The organism is Streptomyces sp. NBC_00510 (assembly GCA_036013505.1).
Taxonomy (GTDB): Bacteria; Actinomycetota; Actinomycetes; order Streptomycetales; family Streptomycetaceae; genus Actinacidiphila.
In genome coordinates, this window is record CP107851.1 from 6,634,588 (window position 1) to 6,652,658 (window position 18,071).

At 73.8% G+C, this 18,071-nt stretch carries 19 protein-coding genes and 1 riboswitch; of the genes, 6 read left to right on the forward strand and 13 right to left on the reverse strand.

Translation table 11 applies throughout. The features are described 5' to 3' along the window. Nucleotides 1–57: 57 nt before the first annotated feature. The 3 genes from OG937_29910 to OG937_29920 all read right to left on the reverse strand — a co-directional run bounded on the left by OG937_29910 (nt 58) and on the right by OG937_29920 (nt 3,106). Entirely contained in the window at nt 58–681 is a 624-nt protein-coding gene (locus OG937_29910) for an SCO2322 family protein (GenBank protein WUD75605.1), read from the reverse strand. After that, complete coding sequence (locus OG937_29915; GenBank protein ID WUD75606.1) at nt 678–1,814, reverse strand: terpene cyclase/mutase family protein; 1,137 nt, start codon at nt 1,812–1,814, stop codon at nt 678–680. Before OG937_29915 ends, OG937_29910 begins: the two co-directional genes overlap by 4 nt. A gap of 109 nt (nt 1,815–1,923) precedes the next feature. After that, nucleotides 1,924–2,001, reverse strand: a riboswitch (cobalamin riboswitch). A 100-nt stretch (nt 2,002–2,101) separates the two neighbouring features. Beyond that, nucleotides 2,102–3,106 (reverse strand): MBL fold metallo-hydrolase, encoded by a 1,005-nt coding sequence (locus tag OG937_29920; protein WUD75607.1) that lies wholly within the window; start codon nt 3,104–3,106, stop codon nt 2,102–2,104. 115 nt (nt 3,107–3,221) lie between these two features. Here OG937_29920 and OG937_29925 point away from each other — a divergent pair, with 115 nt between their 5' ends. Continuing rightward, nucleotides 3,222–4,685 carry an aldehyde dehydrogenase gene (locus OG937_29925; GenBank protein ID WUD75608.1) on the forward strand — a complete coding sequence of 488 codons (1,464 nt, stop codon included), beginning with the start codon at nt 3,222–3,224 and terminating at the stop codon, nt 4,683–4,685. A gap of 4 nt (nt 4,686–4,689) precedes the next feature. After that, nucleotides 4,690–4,923 carry a ferredoxin gene (locus tag OG937_29930; protein WUD75609.1) on the forward strand — a complete coding sequence of 78 codons (234 nt, stop codon included), beginning with the start codon at nt 4,690–4,692 and terminating at the stop codon, nt 4,921–4,923. 14 nt (nt 4,924–4,937) lie between these two features. Here OG937_29930 and OG937_29935 read toward each other — a convergent pair whose 3' ends face one another. After that, nucleotides 4,938–5,561, reverse strand: coding sequence for a TetR family transcriptional regulator (locus tag OG937_29935; GenBank protein WUD75610.1), 624 nt, complete (start codon nt 5,559–5,561; stop codon nt 4,938–4,940). Between the two features lie 402 nt (nt 5,562–5,963). On the opposite strand from OG937_29935, the gene OG937_29940 reads away from it, so the two are divergent. From OG937_29940 to OG937_29950, 3 genes are read left to right on the forward strand one after another with little or no spacing between them, the layout of a single operon-like run. Next, on the forward strand, nt 5,964–7,289 hold the full coding sequence (locus OG937_29940; GenBank protein ID WUD75611.1) for a glycosyltransferase family 4 protein: 1,326 nt from the start codon (nt 5,964–5,966) through the stop codon (nt 7,287–7,289). Then, a complete protein-coding gene (locus OG937_29945; protein ID WUD75612.1) occupies nt 7,283–8,020 on the forward strand; it encodes a class I SAM-dependent methyltransferase in 738 nt (245 codons plus the stop codon). Before OG937_29940 ends, OG937_29945 begins: the two co-directional genes overlap by 7 nt. Continuing rightward, nucleotides 8,017–9,120 (forward strand): prenyltransferase, encoded by a 1,104-nt coding sequence (locus tag OG937_29950; protein WUD75613.1) that lies wholly within the window; start codon nt 8,017–8,019, stop codon nt 9,118–9,120. Before OG937_29945 ends, OG937_29950 begins: the two co-directional genes overlap by 4 nt. 7 nt (nt 9,121–9,127) lie before the next feature. Here the strand turns inward: OG937_29950 and OG937_29955 are convergent, their stop codons facing one another. Then, the gene (locus tag OG937_29955) at nt 9,128–9,415 is read right to left on the reverse strand and encodes a hypothetical protein (GenBank protein WUD75614.1); all 288 of its coding nucleotides are present in this window, start codon (nt 9,413–9,415) and stop codon (nt 9,128–9,130) included. A 143-nt stretch (nt 9,416–9,558) separates the two neighbouring features. On the opposite strand from OG937_29955, the gene OG937_29960 reads away from it, so the two are divergent. Then, on the forward strand, nt 9,559–10,095 hold the full coding sequence (locus tag OG937_29960; protein WUD75615.1) for a hypothetical protein: 537 nt from the start codon (nt 9,559–9,561) through the stop codon (nt 10,093–10,095). Here OG937_29960 and OG937_29965 read toward each other — a convergent pair. From OG937_29965 to OG937_30000, 8 genes are all read right to left on the reverse strand, one after another. Then, a complete protein-coding gene (locus OG937_29965; protein ID WUD75616.1) occupies nt 10,082–11,095 on the reverse strand; it encodes an LLM class F420-dependent oxidoreductase in 1,014 nt (337 codons plus the stop codon). The genes OG937_29960 and OG937_29965 overlap by 14 nt on opposite strands. Before the next feature lie 135 nt (nt 11,096–11,230). After that, entirely contained in the window at nt 11,231–12,076 is an 846-nt protein-coding gene (locus OG937_29970) for a DUF5336 domain-containing protein (protein ID WUD75617.1), read from the reverse strand. Nucleotides 12,077–12,205: 129 nt separating this feature from the next. Further along, nucleotides 12,206–13,081 (reverse strand): N-acetylmuramoyl-L-alanine amidase, encoded by an 876-nt coding sequence (locus tag OG937_29975; protein WUD75618.1) that lies wholly within the window; start codon nt 13,079–13,081, stop codon nt 12,206–12,208. A 22-nt stretch (nt 13,082–13,103) separates the two neighbouring features. Then, nucleotides 13,104–13,790 (reverse strand): class I SAM-dependent methyltransferase, encoded by a 687-nt coding sequence (locus OG937_29980; protein ID WUD75619.1) that lies wholly within the window; start codon nt 13,788–13,790, stop codon nt 13,104–13,106. Nucleotides 13,791–14,457: 667 nt separating this feature from the next. Continuing rightward, nucleotides 14,458–15,072 carry a response regulator transcription factor gene (locus OG937_29985; GenBank protein WUD75620.1) on the reverse strand — a complete coding sequence of 205 codons (615 nt, stop codon included), beginning with the start codon at nt 15,070–15,072 and terminating at the stop codon, nt 14,458–14,460. Continuing rightward, entirely contained in the window at nt 15,069–16,253 is a 1,185-nt protein-coding gene (locus OG937_29990; protein ID WUD75621.1) for a sensor histidine kinase, read from the reverse strand. Before OG937_29990 ends, OG937_29985 begins: the two co-directional genes overlap by 4 nt. A 41-nt stretch (nt 16,254–16,294) precedes the next feature. Continuing rightward, nucleotides 16,295–17,026 (reverse strand): ABC transporter permease, encoded by a 732-nt coding sequence (locus OG937_29995; protein WUD75622.1) that lies wholly within the window; start codon nt 17,024–17,026, stop codon nt 16,295–16,297. Then, nucleotides 17,026–17,970 carry an ABC transporter ATP-binding protein gene (locus tag OG937_30000; protein WUD75623.1) on the reverse strand — a complete coding sequence of 315 codons (945 nt, stop codon included), beginning with the start codon at nt 17,968–17,970 and terminating at the stop codon, nt 17,026–17,028. The genes OG937_29995 and OG937_30000 overlap by 1 nt, the downstream gene beginning before the upstream one ends. Between the last annotated feature and the right edge of the window lie 101 nt (nt 17,971–18,071).

The following is an 18,071-nucleotide window of genomic DNA, read 5'->3' on the forward strand; positions in this document are numbered from 1 at the left end:
GGGCACGCGGGCCGGAGACCGGCGCGCCGCTGGTCCACGGCAGGGGCGTAGCGGTGGTCACGGGCGGTCGCTCCGGCGCCGCCGGACCTGCCAGGTGGCGGCCGCGGCGACGACGAGGACGACGGCGGCGGCGCCGTACGTGCCGAGCGCGGGACCGGAGGAGGGAGCGGGCGCGGGGGCCGCGGCGTCGTCGGTGACCTGCTCGCCGCAGCCCGTGGCGGGGTAGCCGGCGATGGCGCAGACGAGGCCCGCGGAGTTGTAGCGGAGCGGGGGCGCGACGGCGGCCAGGGCGTCGGCGGAAGTGGCGTCGGCGGGGACGCGGGCGCAGGCGGTGCGGGCGGCCGGGGCGTCGGCGGCGGTGCCGAAGTCGAGCAGCAGGGCGACGCGCTTGGTGCCGGGGCGGGCCGGGGTGCCGTCGCAGACATCGGCGAACCGGGCGGCGCCGCGGGGGCGGGCGGCCGAGTCGGCGTCGGGGCTGACGCCGAAGCGCCAGCCCTCGACGGCACCGTCGTCGGGGCGGCTGAGGGCGGGGCCGGTCTGGGCGTACGCCCAGGCGTCGGTGGCCGCGTCACGCTGCCAGAAGGACCAGTACCGGTAGGTGGCCGCGTGCGCGGGCGTCGCGACGAGGGCGGCCACCAGGGCCAGGAGGAGTGCCGCCGCCGTGAGGGGCGGCCGCCTCACAGCCGGTGCTTCCGGCCGGCGAGCAGCACCCCGATGCCGATCCCCGCGACCAGGCAGGCGCCGACGATCCACCACACCGAACTGCCGCCGGAGGAGTCGGGCTTCTGTTCCGCGACCGGACCGAGGGCGCTGAGCTGCGTGATGTGGTCGCGCAGGGGGTTGCCGGTGGCGTAAGCGGCCAGGGCGAGCTGCGCGAGGGCGGTGGGGTTGTCCTTGGACCAGGCGGCGGAGTTGGCGGCGAGCCAGTTGTACGCGCCCTTGGCGGCGTCGAGGTGGCCGCCGGCGGCGAGGGCGACGACGGCGTCGGCGGTGGTGCCGAAGTCGGGGGTCTTCTGGTCGGAGCCCGGGGTGACCGCGTCGAAGTGGCTGCCGCCGGCGGTGAGACCGCCGGCGAGCCAGGCGGCGCCGGCGTCGGAGGCGCTGCCGCCGCACCCGTCGCGCACGGGGACGTCGCGGTCGGGGGCCTCGACGACGAAGCCCGCGCCCTCGGCGCCGCGCACGGCGTCGGCGGTGGCCTTGGCGTTGGCCGCGAGGGCACCGGACTTGGGGTCGGGCTGGTAGGCGAACGCGCCGCCGTCCTTCTTGCCGCAGGCCACTTGGAGGGAGCGCAGCGCGTCGTAGGGCGACCGGCCGTCGGTGGTCACGGACTTGACGTCGGTGCCGGCGGCCTTGAGGCCGCCGATGACGACGCCGGTGGAGTCGGCGTCGGAGGCGCCGCCGGGGTTGTAGGACCAGCCGCCGTCGCGGTTCTGCACCTTGGCGAGCCATTCGGCGGCGCGCTTGACGGCGAAGTCCTGGCCGTGGACGGCGAGCGCCTGGACCGCGATGGCGGTGGCGTTGGTGTCCTCGGTCTTCGGGTCGCAGGGCGCCGTCGGGTCGGGACGGTACGAGGCGAAGCCGCCGTCCGCGCACTGCTGCTTGGCGAGCCACTCCACCGCGTTCCCGGCCGGTTCCGTGTCGGCCGCGTGGAGCGCCAGCAGCGCGTACGACTGACGCCACACGCCGTCGTACGTCGGGTCGGCCTCCCCGTACAGCGCGGCGGGCGCCGCCGCGGGCGACGGTGACGGCGACGCGGCTATGAGGAGCGTGCTGAAGGCGGCCAGGGCGGCCGCGGCGGTGCGGCGCAGGTGCATCGGGTGGTGCCTTTCGGGTGAGCGGTCGCGCAGACGGATGCGGGCGCGCGGTCACGGCACCGGGCTCCGGCTCCGTGTACCTCGACGGAAGAGCCGCTCCCGTCCGTGCGGGTGCTCCGGCTGGGCCCTCCCCGGAGGGGGACGGCTCACGGTTGCGGGTCAGCGCCGGATTCGCACCGGCTTCCCCCGCTCGGACGTGATTGGACTTGGTGTGTCGACCACACCTTAGCCGGGACCGCGCGCCGCGCCGTGCCCGGCCGTGTGCGGTCTGGCTCACACCGGCGGGCTCACACCGCGGTGTACACGACCGGATCCGACCCGGGCACGGGTTCGGCGTGCCCGAGCTTGACCAGGCGGCGCAGGTGCGCCTCGGCCTCGGCGACGGCGATGTTCCGGGAGGGGAAGGGGATCTGCTCCCAGGGGCGGTTCCACTGCATGGCCTCGGCCAGCTGCCACGGGGTGCGCGGGGCCTCGGCGATCAGGGCGCGGAGCGAGGCGAGGCGGTCGGCGTGGTGGTCCAGCAGCTCGCGCACGCGGGCGCCGGCGTCGGTGAAGGGGTGCTTGTGGGCGGGCAGCACCTCGGCGGGGTCGAGCCGGGCGACGCGTTCCAGGGAGTCGAGGTAGTCGCCCAGGGGGTCGCCGGCGGTCGTCTCGTCGGGGTCCTCGTACAGGCCGATGTGCGGGGAGATCCCCGGTAGCAGGTGGTCGCCGGAGAAGAGGCGGCGGCCGTCCTCCTCGAAGAGGCAGACGTGACCGGGGGTGTGGCCGGGGGTCCACACCGCGCGGATGGCGCGGCCGGCCAGCGGGACCCGCTCACCGGGGACGATGTCGCGGTCGGGGAGGGCGGGCCGCAGACCCGGTACGTTCGCGGCGCGGCGCTCGGCGCGCACCGCCCGCAGCGGGGCGAGGTGCTCCTCGGGGGCGCCGGCGGCGGCGAGTTTGGCGGCGAGGTAGTCCAGCCACAGGCCCGGTGCGGCGCCGCGGGCGCGGCGGACGACGGCGGTGTCGGCGGGGTGCATGGCGATCCAGGCGCCGGAGGCCTCGCGGACCTGGCCGGACAGGCCGTGGTGGTCGGGGTGGTGGTGGGTGACCAGGACGCCGTGGACGTCGGCGACACGGGTGCCGAGCGCGGTGAGGCCGTGGGCGAGGGCGTCGTAGGAGGCGGGGTCGTCCCAGCCGGTGTCGACCAGGACGGGGCCGCGGTCGGTGTCGACGACGTAGACGAGCGTGTGGCCCAGGGGGTTGTCGGGGATCGGGACCGGGATGCTCCAGATGCCGTCGCCGTGCTCCATGAGGGCCCCTCTCCGCTCCGTCGCATGCATTGCCCACCATAACTAGAACTGGTATCAGTTCTGAAGCAGAGTCACTTTCTGACGAGGCATCAGCCAAAGGCGGGACGGGACAGGCATGGACGGGAACGGGATCGTCGAACACGGACAGCTCTTCATCGGCGGGGAGTTGGTGGACCCGCTCGGCACCGGCACCATCGAGGTCGTCTCGCCCCACACCGAGCAGGTCTTCGCGCGGGTGCCGCACGCCTCCCGCGAGGACGTCGACCGGGCCGTCGCCGCCGCCCGCAGGGCCTTCGACGAGGGCCCGTGGCCGCGTACGGCCCTCGACGAGCGCATCGCGGTCGTCATGCGCATCAAAGACGCGATCGCCGTGCGCCACGACGAGATCGCCCGCGTCATCAGCTCCCAGAACGGCTCGCCCTACTCCTGGAGCGTGCTCGCGCAGGCGCTCGGCGCGATGATGGTGTGGGACGCCGCGATCACCGTCGCACGCGGCTTCACCTGGGAGGAACGACGGGCCGGCGTGCTCGGGCCGCTCCTGGTGCGCCGCGAGCCGGCCGGCGTCGTCGCCGCCGTCGTCCCCTGGAACGTCCCGCAGTTCACCGCCGCCGCCAAGCTCGCCCCCGCGCTGCTCGCCGGGTGCGCGGTGGTCCTCAAGCCGTCGCCGGAGTCACCGCTCGACGCGTACCTGCTCGGCGAGATCGCCGCCGAGGCGGGGCTGCCCGAGGGCGTGCTGTCGATCCTGCCCGCCGACCGCGAGGTCAGCGAGTACCTGGTCGGCCACCCCGGCGTCGACAAGGTCTCCTTCACCGGCTCGGTCGCTGCCGGCAAGCGCGTCATGGAGGTCGCCTCCCGCAACCTCACCCGTGTGACGCTGGAACTCGGCGGCAAGTCCGCCGCGCTGGTCCTGCCCGACGCCGACCTGGACACCGCCGTCCCCGGCATCGTCTCGGCCGCCTGGATGAACAACGGCCAGGCCTGCGTCGCCCAGACCCGCATCCTCGCGCCCCGCTCCCGCTACGACGAGACCGCCGAGCGCCTGGCGGCCGCCGCCTCCGCCCTCGTCGTCGGCGACCCCCTCGACCCCGCCACCCAGGTCGGCCCGCTGGTCGCCCGCCGCCAGCAGCAGCGCTCCCTGGACTACATCGCCCTCGGCCAGCAGGAGGGCGCCAAGGTCCTCACCGGCGGCGGCCGCCCGCAGGCGCAGCCCACCGGCTGGTACGTCGAGCCCACCCTCTTCGGCGACGTCACCAACTCCATGCGGATCGCCCGCGAGGAGATCTTCGGCCCGGTCATCTGCCTGCTGCCGTACGAGGACGAGGCCGAGGCCGTCCGCATCGCCAACGACTCCGACTACGGCCTGTCCGGCAGCGTGTGGACCGGCGACGTCGAGCACGGCATCGACGTCGCCCGCCGGGTGCGCACCGGCACCTTCAACGTCAACACCTTCAGCCTCGACATGCTCGGACCCTTCGGCGGCTACAAGAACTCCGGGCTCGGGCGCGAGTTCGGCCCCGAGGGGCTGGGCGAGTACCTGGAGCACAAGATGATCCACCTGCCCGCCGGCTGGGAGGGCTGACCCCGTGGGGGACCGGTGGCACCTCGAGGTCGACCGGGGGGTGTGCATCGGCTCGGGCATGTGCGTGAACTCCGCGCCGGGCGGCTTCACCCTCGACGCCGCCCGCCAGTCCCATCCGGCGGCCCCGGACACCGACGCCGCCGAGGCGCTGCTCGCGGCGGCGGAGGGCTGCCCGGTGGAGGCGATCAGCATCACGCTGGCCGACTCCGGCGAGGCGGTCTTCCCGCCCGAGGAGTGAACGGGCCGGAAGGGTCAGGGCTTCGCGCGGCGCGGATCGGTGAGGTCGATCAGCCGGCACACCGTTTCGATGTCGATCTTCACCTGGGCGATCGAGGCGCGTCCCGACAGCCAGGTCACCAGGGCCGAGTGCCAGGTGTGCTCGATGACACGGACCGCGGACAGCAGCTCGGGCCCGGGCGGCCCGTCCAGCCGCATCGCGTCCAGGACGATCGCGGTCGTCAGCCGCGACACGGCGTCCACCTCCGGGCTGACGGAACGGTCGGCGAAGGTCAGCGCCCGCACCATGGCGTCCGCGAGGTGCGGCTCGCGCTGCATCGCGCGGAACGCGCGCATCAGCGTCTCCGCCACGCGGTCCGCGGGCTCGGCGGCCGAGGGCGGGCGCTTGCGCAGCGCCTCGTGGAGGTGCTCCAGCTGGTCCCGCATCGTGGCGACGAGCAGATGGATCTTGGACGGGAAGTAGCGGTAGAGGGTGCCCAGCGCGACGTTCGACTGCTCGGCGACCTCGCGCATCTGGACGGCGTCGAATCCGCCCCGCACGGCGAGCTCGGCGCTGGTGCGCAGGATGCGGCGGCGGCGGGCTTCCTGACGCTCGGTCAGCGGCACGGGGGACGGCGTCGGCTGAGGAGCTGCGGTCATCTGTCCCAATCCGAATCTGTGCGCCGTGCGGAACCGGCCCCCAGCGTACTGCGGTGCCTTTCTGTGGGGGGTGCCCCTTGCGGCCCGGTGGTTGTGTTCGGGTGCGCTGCGCCTGCGGCGGGCGTCCCCTTCGGCCGGGGGTGCCCTCATCCGGCGCGGTCACCTGGTTGCGGGTCGGCCGCTCGCCGGAGGCGACGCGGGCGCGAACAACCCGCACGCGAACACCGGGCGCGCCGCAGGCGCGGCGTGGCGGGAATCACCCGGACCGACCAGGGCACCCCGCACGGCTACAGGTATCTTCGTGCTCTCGGGCCAACTCCTGAGTAACCGATTCTGAAACTTGTTCTAGCGAGGCACGGGCGGCTACGCTCCCGCTGAAGTGCAGTGAGAAGGGGGCCGTGAGTGACCGCAGAGGCCAGGCCGCTCCGGATCGCGCTGCTCACCTACAAGGGGAACCCGTTCTGCGGGGGCCAGGGCGTCTACGTACGCCATCTGTCCAGGGAACTCGCCCGGCTCGGGCACAGCGTCGAGGTGATCGGCGCCCAGCCCTACCCCGTGCTCGACGCGGTCGGTGACGGGGTACGCCTCACCGAGCTGCCGAGCATGGACCTCTACCGCCAGCCGGACCCGTTCCGCACCCCGAAGCGCGGCGAGTACCGCGACTGGGTGGACGCGCTGGAGGTCGGCACGATGTGGACCGGCGGCTTCCCGGAGCCGCTGACGTTCAGCTTGCGCGCCCGCCGTCACCTGGCCGCCCGGCGCGGGGCCTTCGACGTCATCCACGACAACCAGACGCTCGGCTACGGCCTCCTCGGCGGCCCGGACGCCCTCGGCGCGCCGCTGGTGACGACCATCCACCACCCCATCACCGTCGACCGGCAGCTCGAACTCGACGTCGCGCAGGGGTGGAAGCGCCGGGCGTCGGTCCGCCGCTGGTACGGCTTCACCCGGATGCAGAAGCGGGTCTCGCGCCGGCTGCCGTCCGTGCTGACCGTCTCCGGCAGCTCCCGCCAGGAGATCGTCGACCACCTCGGGGTGCGCGAGGACCGCGTGCACGTCGTGCACATCGGCGCCGACACCGGGCTGTTCTCGCCCGACCCGTCCGTGCCCGAGGTGCCGGGCCGGATCGTCACCACGTCCAGCGCCGACGTGCCCCTCAAGGGCCTGGTCCACCTCGTGGAGGCCCTCGCCAAGCTGCGCACCGAGCACCCCGACGCGCACCTCGTCGTCGTCGGCAAGCGGGCCGACGACGGCCCGGTGGCCGCCGCCATCGAGCGGTACGGGCTGGGCGGCGCCGTCGACTTCGTCAAGGGCATCAGCGACGCGGAGCTGGTCGACCTGGTGCGCAGCGCCCAGGTGGCGTGCGTGCCGTCGCTGTACGAGGGCTTCTCGCTGCCGGCCGCCGAGGCCATGGCCACCGGGACGCCGCTGGTCGCGACCACCGGCGGTGCCATCCCCGAGGTGGCCGGACCGGACGGGGAGACCTGCCTCGCCGTGCCGCCGGGGGACCCGGGCGCGCTGGCCGCGGCGCTGGGCCGGCTGCTGCGCGACTCCGGGCTGCGCCGCCGTCTCGGCCGGGCCGGCCGGGAACGCGTACTGGCCCGCTTCACCTGGGAGCGGGCCGCCATCGGCACCGCCGAGCACTACCGCGCGGCGATCGAGGCCGCCGGGGGGCCGCGGCCCACTGTCCAGTCACCGTCCCGGACGAAAGCAGACTCCACGTGCTGACCGTCGACTTCTCCCGCTTCCCGCTCGCTCCGGGTGACCGCGTGCTCGACCTGGGCTGCGGCGCGGGCCGCCACGCCTTCGAGTGCTACCGGCGCGGTGCGAACGTGGTCGCCCTGGACCGGAACGGCGACGAGATCCGCGAGGTCGCCAAGTGGTTCGCCGCCATGAAGGAGGCCGGGGAGGCCCCGGCCGGCGCGACCGCCACGGCCATGGAGGGCGACGCGCTCAGCCTGCCGTTCCCCGACGACAGCTTCGACCGCGTCATCATCTCCGAGGTCATGGAGCACATCCCGGACGACAAGGGCGTGCTCGCCGAGATGGTGCGCGTCCTCAAGCCGGGCGGGCTGATCGCGATCACCGTGCCGCGCTACGGGCCGGAGAAGATCTGCTGGGCGCTGTCCGACGCGTACCACGAGGTCGAGGGCGGGCACATCCGCATCTACCGGGCCGACGAGCTGCTGGGCAAGATACGTGAGGCCGGCCTGCGCCCGTACGGCACCCACCACGCGCACGCGCTGCACTCCCCGTACTGGTGGATCAAGTGCGCCGTCGGCGTGGACAACGACAAGGCCCTGCCGGTGAAGCTGTACCACAAGCTGCTGGTCTGGGACATCATGAAGAAGCCGCTGGCCACCCGGCTCGCCGAGAACACGCTCAACCCGCTGATCGGCAAGAGCTTCGTCGCCTACGCCACCAAGCCGCACAACCCGAAGGCGGGCGTCGACGCGTGAGGCGGACCGAACACCTCGTCCTGCCCGGCGTCCTGACCTCCGAGCAGGCCGCGCAGACCGTCGCCGGGATCCTCGCCGTCCAGCGGCCCGACGGCGCCATACCGTGGTTCGAGGGCGGCCACCTCGACCCCTGGGACCACGTCGAGGCCGCCATGGCGCTGGACGCCGCGGGCGAGCACGAGCACGCCGAGGCCGCCTACACCTGGCTCGCCCGACGGCAGAACCCGGACGGCTCCTGGTACGCCGCCTACGGCTACGCCGACGGCGCCGAGGGCGAACCCACCGACCTGGGCCGGGAGAGCAACTTCTGCGCCTACGTCGCCGTCGGCGTGTGGCACCACTACCTGTCCACCGGCGACGACGCCTTCGTGGAGAGCATGTGGCCGGTGCTGTACGCGGCCGTCGAGTACGTCCTGGAACTCCAGCTGCCCGGCGGGCAGATCGCCTGGAAGCGCGAGGAGGACGGGACGTTCCCGCAGGAGGCGCTGCTGACCGGCTGCTCGTCGATGTACCAGGCGCTGCGCTGCGCGCTGGCCGTCGCCGAGCACCGCGAGGACCCGCAGCCCGACTGGGAGCTGGCCGCCGGTGCCCTCGGGCACGCCATCGCCCACCACCCCGAGCGGTTCCTGGACAAGGACCGCTACTCGATGGACTGGTACTACCCGGTCCTCGGCGGGGTGCTGCGCGGCGAGGCCGCCCGGGAGCGCGTCCTGGCACGCTGGGACGAGTTCGTCGTGCCCGGCCTCGGCGTCCGCTGCGTGGTGCCCAACCCCTGGGTGACCGGCGGGGAGAGCGCCGAACTCGCCCTCGCCCTGTGGGCGATGGGCGAGTCCGACCGCGCGGTGGAGATCCTGGCCGCGATCCGCCACCTGCGCGCCGAGGACGGCATGTACTGGACCGGGTACGTCTTCGAGGGCGACGCGCAGGCCGGCACCGGACCTGCCGTGTGGCCCCGGGAACGCACCACGTGGACGGCCGGGGCCCTGCTGCTCGCCGTCGCCGCCCTCGGAGGGGACGAGGCGACGACGGCGGTCTTCGGGGGCGACCGGCTGCCGCTCGGGCTGGTGCCCGAGGCGGCGGGGTGCTGCGCCGGCCGGTGAGCGGGCGTCAGGCCCGGTTGACGCGACCCGCCACGGCGTGCCCGACGATCAGGTAGACCGCCGCCGGCAGACCGTAGTTCAGCAGGGTGCGCGCCCATGCGGATTGGGTGGAGAAGATGTCGTGGGCCCAGCCACCGAGCCAGGACGCCATGTCGTGGATCCACTCCACGAGGTCGTTCGCCCGGTTGGCGTCGAGGACCCACAGCACGATCCAAAGGATCAGGATGAATGCCGCCACGTCCGCGGCCACCATGATGATCGTGGCCGCCAGATTGCCGCGATAACGTCTGGACATACCTGCCGTCTTGCCCCGATCGGCGGACTGAAACGTTCCGGGCCGGCGCGCGCCTGACACCCCGTACGGCCCTGTGCGGTGGCCGGTCCCCGGGGCCCGGGCGAGGATGCGATCACGCACCGCATCCCCCGGGAGAAACCGTCATGCCCTTGCGCCGCGCCCTGACCGCCCTCCTGCTCTCCGGCGTCCTCCTCGGAGTCCCCGCCTGCGGCGGCGACTCCGACGGGAGCGCGAGCGGCGGCACCGCGAGCCCCACCTCCTCCGTGCAGAAGCAGAAGCTCGCCAAGACCCGCTTCGTCGCCAACGCCGGACTGGCCGCCGGCGCGACCTACCAGTGGATCGTCAAGCCCTACCGCGAGGGCAAGTTCAAGAAGGACGCCGACGGCCGCAAGCTCGCCCTGGTGAAGGCCGGCCTCGCCGGGGCCTTCGCCTACAACCGGCTCAAGGCCGCCTCGGAGAACGCCAAGGGCGACCCGACCCTCTCCAAGCTGGTGGCCCCGCTGACGGCGGGCATCGACTCGCTCAAGGACCTGCCGGCCAAGCTGCGCAGCGGCCAGGGCACGGACGACATCGTGGGCACGTTCCAGGACACCATCAGCGGCGTCAAGTCGGCCGGCGAGGACGCCGGCGCCAAGGTCACCGACAAGGTGCCCTCGCTGTCCCAGCTCAGCGGCGGATGAGCTCGGCCAGCACCCGCAGGGTGGCCGGGTCGGGCGCGGTGACCAGCAGGTCGGTCACCGGGCCCGACCGCCACACCTCCAGCCGCTCCGCGATCCTCCCGCGCGGGCCGACGAGCGAGATCTCGTCCGCGAAGGCGTCCGGCACCGCCGCCACCGCCTCCTCGCGCCGCCCGGCCAGGAACAGCTCCTGGATGCGCCGCGCCTCCTCCTCGTACCCCATCCTGGCCATCAGGTCGGCGTGGAAGTTGCGGGAGGCGGCGCCCATCCCGCCGATGTAGAAGCCGAGCATCGCCTTCACCGGCAGCAGCCCCTCCGCCGGGTCGTCGCACAGCCGGGCGCGCGCCATCGGGGCGATCATGAACTCCTTCGGCGCGTCCGCCAGTGAGGCCTCGTACACGTCCGTGCGGAACGGCGACCAGTACAGCGGCAGCCAGCCGTCGGCGATGCGGGTGGTCTGGGCGATGTTCTTCGGGCCCTCGGCGCCCAGCAGGATCGGCAGGCCGGCCCGGAGCGGATGCGTGATCGGCTTGAGCGGCCTGCCGAGGCCGGTCGCGTCCGGCCCCGCGTACGGCAGCGGATGGAAGCGCCCGTCCAGCGCCACCGGGCCCTCGCGGCGCAGCACCTGCCGTACGACGTCCACGTACTCCCGGGTCGCGGTCAGCGGACTGCGCGGGAACGGCCTGCCGTACCAGCCCTCCACCACCTGCGGCCCCGACAGGCCGAGACCCAGCATGACCCGGCCGCCGGAGAGGTGGTCCAGGGTCAGCGCGTGCATCGCGGTGGCGGTGGGGGAGCGGGCCGCCATCTGGGCGATGCCCGTGCCGAGCCGGATCCGGCTGGTGTGCGCGGCGATCCAGGTGAGCGGGGTGAACACGTCCGAGCCCCAGGCCTCGGCCGTCCACACCGAGTCGTAGCCGAGCCGCTCGGCCTCCTGCGCCAGGGCCAGGTGGTCGGGGGAGGGGCCGCGCCCCCAGTAGCCGAGGGCCAGACCGAGCCGCATGCGCACGCCTCCTGCCGCATCTGACGGTATGTCAGCCGTACGGTACGGCAACCTCCCCCACCCCGGAAGGGAAACAGCCGTGCCCCGGACCGGACGGCCCGGGGCACGGCTCGTGCGTGCGCGAGGAGCGGGGGATCAGCCGCGCTGGATGCCGTCGGCGTCCTGCAGGACGCCGCGCCGGCCGTCCTGGGTCTGCGCGACCAGGGTGGTGCCGCTCTGGTCCACCGCCAGGTACCAGGTGCCGGGGGTCAGTTCGGCGATCTGCCGGCCCGAACCGTCCTCCGCGTACAGCGGCCGTGCCACGGGCACCGCGAACCAGAAGGCCGTGAACTCCGCCGAGGGCTGGGCCTGCGGCGGCTGCTGCTGGGGCTGCTGCTGTCCCTGCGGGTAGCCGTACTGCCCGCCGCCGAACGACGGGTCGGCCGGCGCGCCGTGCCCGCCGGTCTGCCCCGGGTACCCGTAGCCGCCCTGCTGCACGCCCGGGTACGGCTGACCCTGCTGGCCGCCGTACGGCTGCGCCTGCTGGGGCTGCTGCGGCTTGGGAGCGGGCAGCAGCGGCGCCTTCAGGGCGGGCAGGCCCTGCAGGGTGAGCAGCATGGCGGCGGCGAGAGCGGCGGCGGCGACGAAGGAGAGGTACGCGCCGGCGCCCAGCTCGAAGGCCTCGTTGCCGTTGAAGAGCGACCACAGGGCGTCCCAGGCGGCGGCCACGGACAGCACCGCGCCCCACTGGGCCAGGCCGATGCCGAGCACCTTGCGCCCCTCGGGCTGGAAACGCGAGGCCACGAACAGGCCGGCGGCGACCAGGCCCAGCAGGTGCACCGAGGGCAGCAGCGGGAACAGCTCGCTCTTCCAGGCGCTGACGGCGCACCCGTCCGCGTCGCAGTTCTTCGCGGCGTAGAAGTTCAGGAACGAGGCGATCAGCAGCAGCAGCGCCGCGCCGATCACCGCGCCGTCTCCTCGGGTGAGGGAGCGGTTATTCACTGGGGGTCCTTGTCAGTCGTCTCGTCATCGCTGTCGCAGGGCTGTTCCCCATCGTATGAGGACGCGCGTCCGCGGCTGAGCCGGGCAGGGTCCCGGTGACAGGATCGGGACCTGATGGACACCGGTCGATCACTGCCTGCCCTGCAAATACGCCGTGATGCCGTCCGCGATGCCCTTGGCCGCCTTCTGCCGCCATGCCGCGCTCTTCATCAGCGCCGCGTCCTTCGGGTCACGCATGTTGCCGCACTCGATCAGCACCTTGGGCACGGTGCTGAGGTTGAGGCCGCCCAGATCGCTGCGGACGACCAGGCCCGTACCGCGGCCCACGTAGTTGGACGGCTTGGTGCCGGACGCCGTCGCGAAGTGGTTCTTCACGGCGGTGCCCAGCCGCTTGGAGGGCGCGACGATCTTGCGGGTGTCGGCGATGCCGCGGTGCACCGAGGCCGGGAGGATGACGTGGAAGCCGCGGTTGCCTGCCGCCGACCCGTCGCCGTGCACCGACACGACGGCGTCGGCCTTCGCCTTGTTGCCGATCCGGGCGCGCTCGTCGATGCACGGGCCGTACGCGCGGTTCCCGTCCTGCGTCAGCTTCACCGTGGCGCCGCGCGCCGCGAGCAGTGCCCTCACGCGCCGGGACACGTCCAGCGTGTACGAGGCCTCGGAGTACCCCGAGTTGGTCGCGGTGCCCGTGGTGTCGCACGCCTTGCGGCCGGTGCCGATGTTCACCAGGCGGTTGATCTCGCGGGTGTGCCGGCTGTTGCTCGTGTTGTGCCCCGGGTCGAGGACGACGACCTTCCCGGCGAGCGGCTTGGCGACGGACAGGGCCTTCGGCGCCGACGGCTGCCGCGACGCCGCGGCCGAGGGCGGCAGCGGTTCGCTCAGCGAGAGGTCGGCGTTCTTACCGGCTACCGGATCGCCCGACGCGGTCCACACGAGCCAGGCCGCCGCACAGGTCGGCACCAGCGCGGTCACGGCCACGGCGATGCGTGTCTTGGTCTTGAACACGTCAGCGATGCTATCCGCAGGCTCAGATTCCCGGGCCCGTACGCCGCAGTACGTGCAGGGAACCGGTCTCCGAGAGCTCTTCGAACGCGCCCGACTCCAGCGCGCGCCGGTAGATCCGCCAAGGCGCCTGGCCGCCGTCGGCCGGGTCCGCGAACACGTCGTGGATCACCAGCAGGCCGTCCTGCGCGAGGTGCGGCGCCCAGCCCTCGTAGTCGTTGCCGGCGTGCTCGTCGGTGTGCCCACCGTCGATGAAGACCAGGGCGAGCGGCTTCCCCCACACCGCCGCGACCTGCGGGGAGCGGCCGACGACCGCGACCACGTGCTCCTCCAGCCCGGCGGCGTGCAGGGTGCGCCGGAAGGTGGGGAGGGTGTCCATCAGGCCGACCTCGGGGTCGACGAGCGCCGTGTCGTGGTACTCCCAGCCGGGCTGCTGCTCCTCGCTGCCGCGGTGGTGGTCGACGGTGACGGCGACGGTCTTCGCGTCGCGGGCGGCGGCGGCCAGCAGGATCGTGGAGCGGCCGCAGTACGTGCCGACCTCCAGCAGGGGCAGGCCCGGGAGGCGGGTGGCGGCGTCGGCGGCGGCCGCGTGGAGGGCGAGGCCCTCGTGGGTGGGCATGAAGCCCTTCGCGGCCTCGAAGGCGGCCAGTGCGTCCGCGGGGACGTCCGCGGGGACGTCTGCGGGGACGTCTGCGGGGGGTGGCGTGCTCATGCCCCCATCGTCCCCCACGCGTGCGGTCCCCGATGCGGGGGGTGCCCCGTGCGGGCCGTTGTTGTGTGCGGGTTGGTTGCGCCTGCGGGCGGCTGCGTCGGGCTGCCCGGTGGGTTGTGTGCGGGTTGTTTGCGCCTGCGGCGGGCGTCCCCCGCCCGCCCTCCCTCCCCCAGCCTTCGGCCGGGGGGACCCCCACAGCGCTCGCGGTTTACCCCGACATCGTTCGGCGCCCGGGTCCGCCGCTCGTCGCTTCCGGGCGCACCCCGCCACACCCCCTCCCGCTGTCGAGGCGCACGACGGCCGGTGGGGGGTGAGTAAGGCACTTGCGGTGACCCCGGACCGCTTTCTTCCGGCCGTCAGCCGCCCACACGACCGAAGGGGGTGTGGCGGGGTGCGCCCATGGAGGTCCCCCCGGCCGATGCTGGGGGAGACGAGCGGTGGGCGCGGTGCCGTATGACGTGGGGCAGCGCCGCGAGCACCGAGGTGGGGGTCCCCCCGGCCGAAGGCTGGGGGCGTACCCCGGCGCGGCACCGACCCCGCAACGACCGCGCGAGGCGGTCACTGACCGCGCCGGGCAATCGGGAGGGAGGGCGGGGGATGCCCGCCGCAGGCGCAGACAACCCGCACACGACAACCGGGCCCTACAGAACGCACCCCGGGCAAAGGGTCAGAGCCACCCGTTGTGGCGGGCCGTGCGCACCGCCTCCGTACGGTTCCGGGTGCCCGTCTTCCCGATGGCGGAGGACAGATAGTTGCGCACCGTCGACTCCGACAGATGCACCCGCGCCGCGATGTCCGCCACCGTCGCCCCGTCCGCGGCCGCGTTGAGCACGTCCTGCTCGCGCGGCGTCAGCGGGCTGGGCCCCGTGCTGAGGGCGGCCGCGGCCAGGGCGGGGTCGATGACGCGGTGCCCGGCGAGGACGCGCCGGATCGCGGCGGCGAGGTCCTCGACGGGGCCGTCCTTGACCAGGAAGCCGGACGCCCCGGCCTCCATGGCGCGGCGCAGGTACCCGGGGCGGCCGAACGTCGTGAGGATGAGCACCTTGCACTGCGGGAGCCGCTCGCGCAGTTCCGCCGCCGCGTCGAGCCCGCTGCGCCCGGGGAGCTCGATGTCGAGCAGGGCGACGTCGGGCCGGGCCTCCAGCGCCGTGGTGACGATCTCGTCCCCGGCGGCGACCTGCGCGACGACCTCGATGTCGTCCTCCAGGTTCAGCAGCAGGGAGAGCGCCCCGCGCATCATGCCCTGGTCCTCGGCCAGCAGGACCTTGATGGGGCTGCTCATGCGGCCTGTTCCTCCTCCACCGGCAGTTCGGCGACGACCCGGAACCCGCCCCGGGGCGCGGGGCCGGTGCCGAGGGAACCGCCGGCCGCGGCCAGCCGCTCCGTGAGGCCCTTAAGGCCGGAGCCCGACCCTACGCCGCGGCCGTCGTCGGTGATCCGCAGGCGTATCCGACCGTCGGCGCCGGCGAGCTCGATGACGCAGGTGGTGGCCCCGCTGTGCCGTACGACGTTGGTCACCCCCTCCCGCACCACCCAGCCGAGGAGGACCTCGGTCTGCGAGGGCAGCGGCGGGCCGGACTCCTTGACGACGGCCTCGATCCCGGCCGCCGTCAGGGCCGAGCGGGCGCGGTCCAGCTCGGTGGAGAGGCTGCCCTCGCGGTAGCCGGTGACGGCCTCGCGGATCTCGGTGAGGGCCTGGCGCCCCACCGCCTCGATGTCGGCGACCTGGGCGAGGGCGGCGTCGAGGTCGCGCGGGGCGAGCCGGCGGGCGGCCTCGGCCTTGACGACGACCACGGAGAGGGTGTGCCCCAGCAGGTCGTGCAGGTCGCGGGAGAAGCGCAGCCGCTCCTCGGCGACGGCGTTGCGGGCCAGCTCCTGGCGGGTGGCGCGCAGCTGGGTCACCGCGTCGAAGAGGGTGAGCATGGCCGCGGTCACCAGGCCGGAGATGAGGCTGCCGTACCCGATGGACACGCCGTCCCAGATGTCGCCGCTGCGCAGCCCGGAGACGATTCCGGCGGACACCGCGAGGGCGACGAGGACGGGACCCATCCGCCGGCCGCGCACCACGATCCCCACGGCCAGGGACAGCAGCGGGAAGAACACCAGCCAGCTGCCGCCGTAGCCGATGGCGAGGGCGTAGGTGACGGCGGCCAGCGCGAGCAGGTACAGCCGGGGCGCCTTCCCGGCCGCGGCGCGCGGGTTGAGGGCGGTGAAGACGACCCCGATGTAGAGGGAGTTGAAGGCCAGCAGGCCGAGGCCGCCGAGCCAGGGGTTGGCGGCCTTGCCCTGCAGGAGGTGGGACAGGGCGCCCACGCCCATCAGCAGCCAGGGCAGGAAGGTGAAGCGGGTCGGGGGCTTGAGGTCCTCGATCTCCTCGGAGGCGGACCGGGTCACCCGCAGGTTCCGCCACTCGCGCCAGATGCGTGCCGGCAGCGGGGGCCGGGATCCCGTCGTGGTCGCCATGGCCGTCGTCTCCTCCTTCTTCTCCACGGTGCCGGTGGGTTTCACGGGGTGCGTGCCGAGCGGCGGTAGGCGTACACGGCGTACGCGCCGAACAGGGCCGTCCAGGCGGCGAGCACGGCGACGGTACCCGCCTGCGGGACCGCGCCGTCGGCGATGCTCCAGCCGAGCTGTCCGAAGCGGTGCGACGGGGTCCACTCGGAGACCGCCCGCAGCCAGCCGGGGAAGACGGACGAGGGGATCCACAGCCCGCCGACGACGGACAGGCCCAGGTTGCAGGCCATGTTCACCACGCCGGTGGTCTGCCCGGACAGCCGGTAGCCGTTGCCGAGGCCGAGCAGGGTGAAGGGGGCGGTGCCGACCCAGAGCAGCCCGCCGACGGCCGCCCACTGCCAGGGCTCGAGTTCGACGCCGTTGACCAGCCCGCCGGCCAGCAGGACGGCCAGGATGGCGGGCAGCACGGTGACCGAGCCGCTGATGCAGCGGCCGGTGACGACCAGCAGCGGGGACATGGGGGTGATCCGCAGCTGGCGCAGCCAGCCGAGGCCCTTGTCCTCCGCGACGCTGGACCCGGTGGACACCGCCGAGCCCAGCGCGCCGTACGCGGCCATGCCGACCATGGAGGCCAGCGCGATGGACTTGTCCTCCTCCGAGCCGCTGACCCCGAGGTTGGTGAAGAGCAGGTACATCATGACGGGCATGCCGACGCCGAAGATCACGAATCCGGCGTCGCGCAGGGTGCGGCGGATCTCCAGCGAGACGTAGGCGAGCAGCATCAGACCTTCTCCTCGGTGAGGGCGGCGGTGTCCGTGGCGGTGGCGGGGGTGGCGTCCTCGGCGGAGGACTGCGAGGTCAGGGAGAGGAACGCGTCCTCGAGGCTGGCGGCGGTCACCGTCAGGCCGCGGACCATGCCGCGGTCGGCGAGGGCGACGACGGTGGCGTCGGAGTCGGCGGAGCGCAGCAGTGCGCGGTCGCCGCGGACCTCCACGGTCACCACCCCGGGCAGTTGCCGCAGGCCCTCGGTGGGCGTCCCGGCCAGGTCGAAGGAGACGAGGTTGCCGCCGACCGCCCGCTTGATGCGCTCGCCGCTGTCGTCGGCGACGACACGGCCGCGGTCGATGACCACGATGCGGTCGGCGTTCTCGTCCGCCTCCTCCAGGTAGTGGGTGGAGAACAGCACGGTGTTGCCGCGGGCCGCGTACGCCCGCATCGAGTCCCAGAACGCGCGCCGGGCCTCGACGTCGAGGGCGGCGGTGGGCTCGTCCAGCACGATGAGCTCGGGGTTGCCGGCCAGGGCCACGGCGAACCGGACCCGCTGCGCCTGGCCGCCGGAGAGCCGGTCGGCGCGGCGGCCGGCGACCTCGGTGAGGCCGGCCAGCTCCAGGGCCTCGGCCACGGGCATGGGGTGGGGGTAGGTGCGCGCCACGAAGGTGAGCAGCTCCCGTACGGTCACGCGGGGGATCGGCCGGCCGTCCTGCAGCATCGCGCCGATCCGGCCCGCCCGGACCGCCGTGTGCGGGGTGGTGCCGAAGAGCCTGACCTCGCCGCTGTCGGGTTCGTTGAGCCCGAGCAGCAGGCTGATCGTGGTGGACTTGCCCGCGCCGTTGCGGCCGAGCAGGGCGACGGACTCCCCCCGCCGGATCTCCAGGTCGACGCCGTCCACCGCGCGTACCGCGCCGAACGTCTTGACGGCCCTGGTGAAACTCACTGTCGTCGTCATGTCACCGACACTAGGGCCGCCGCCCCCCGCGGGGTCAGTGGGGAATGTACGGACCCGGGCAGGACAAATGTCACTACCGGCAGCCGTTCTGACGATGTATC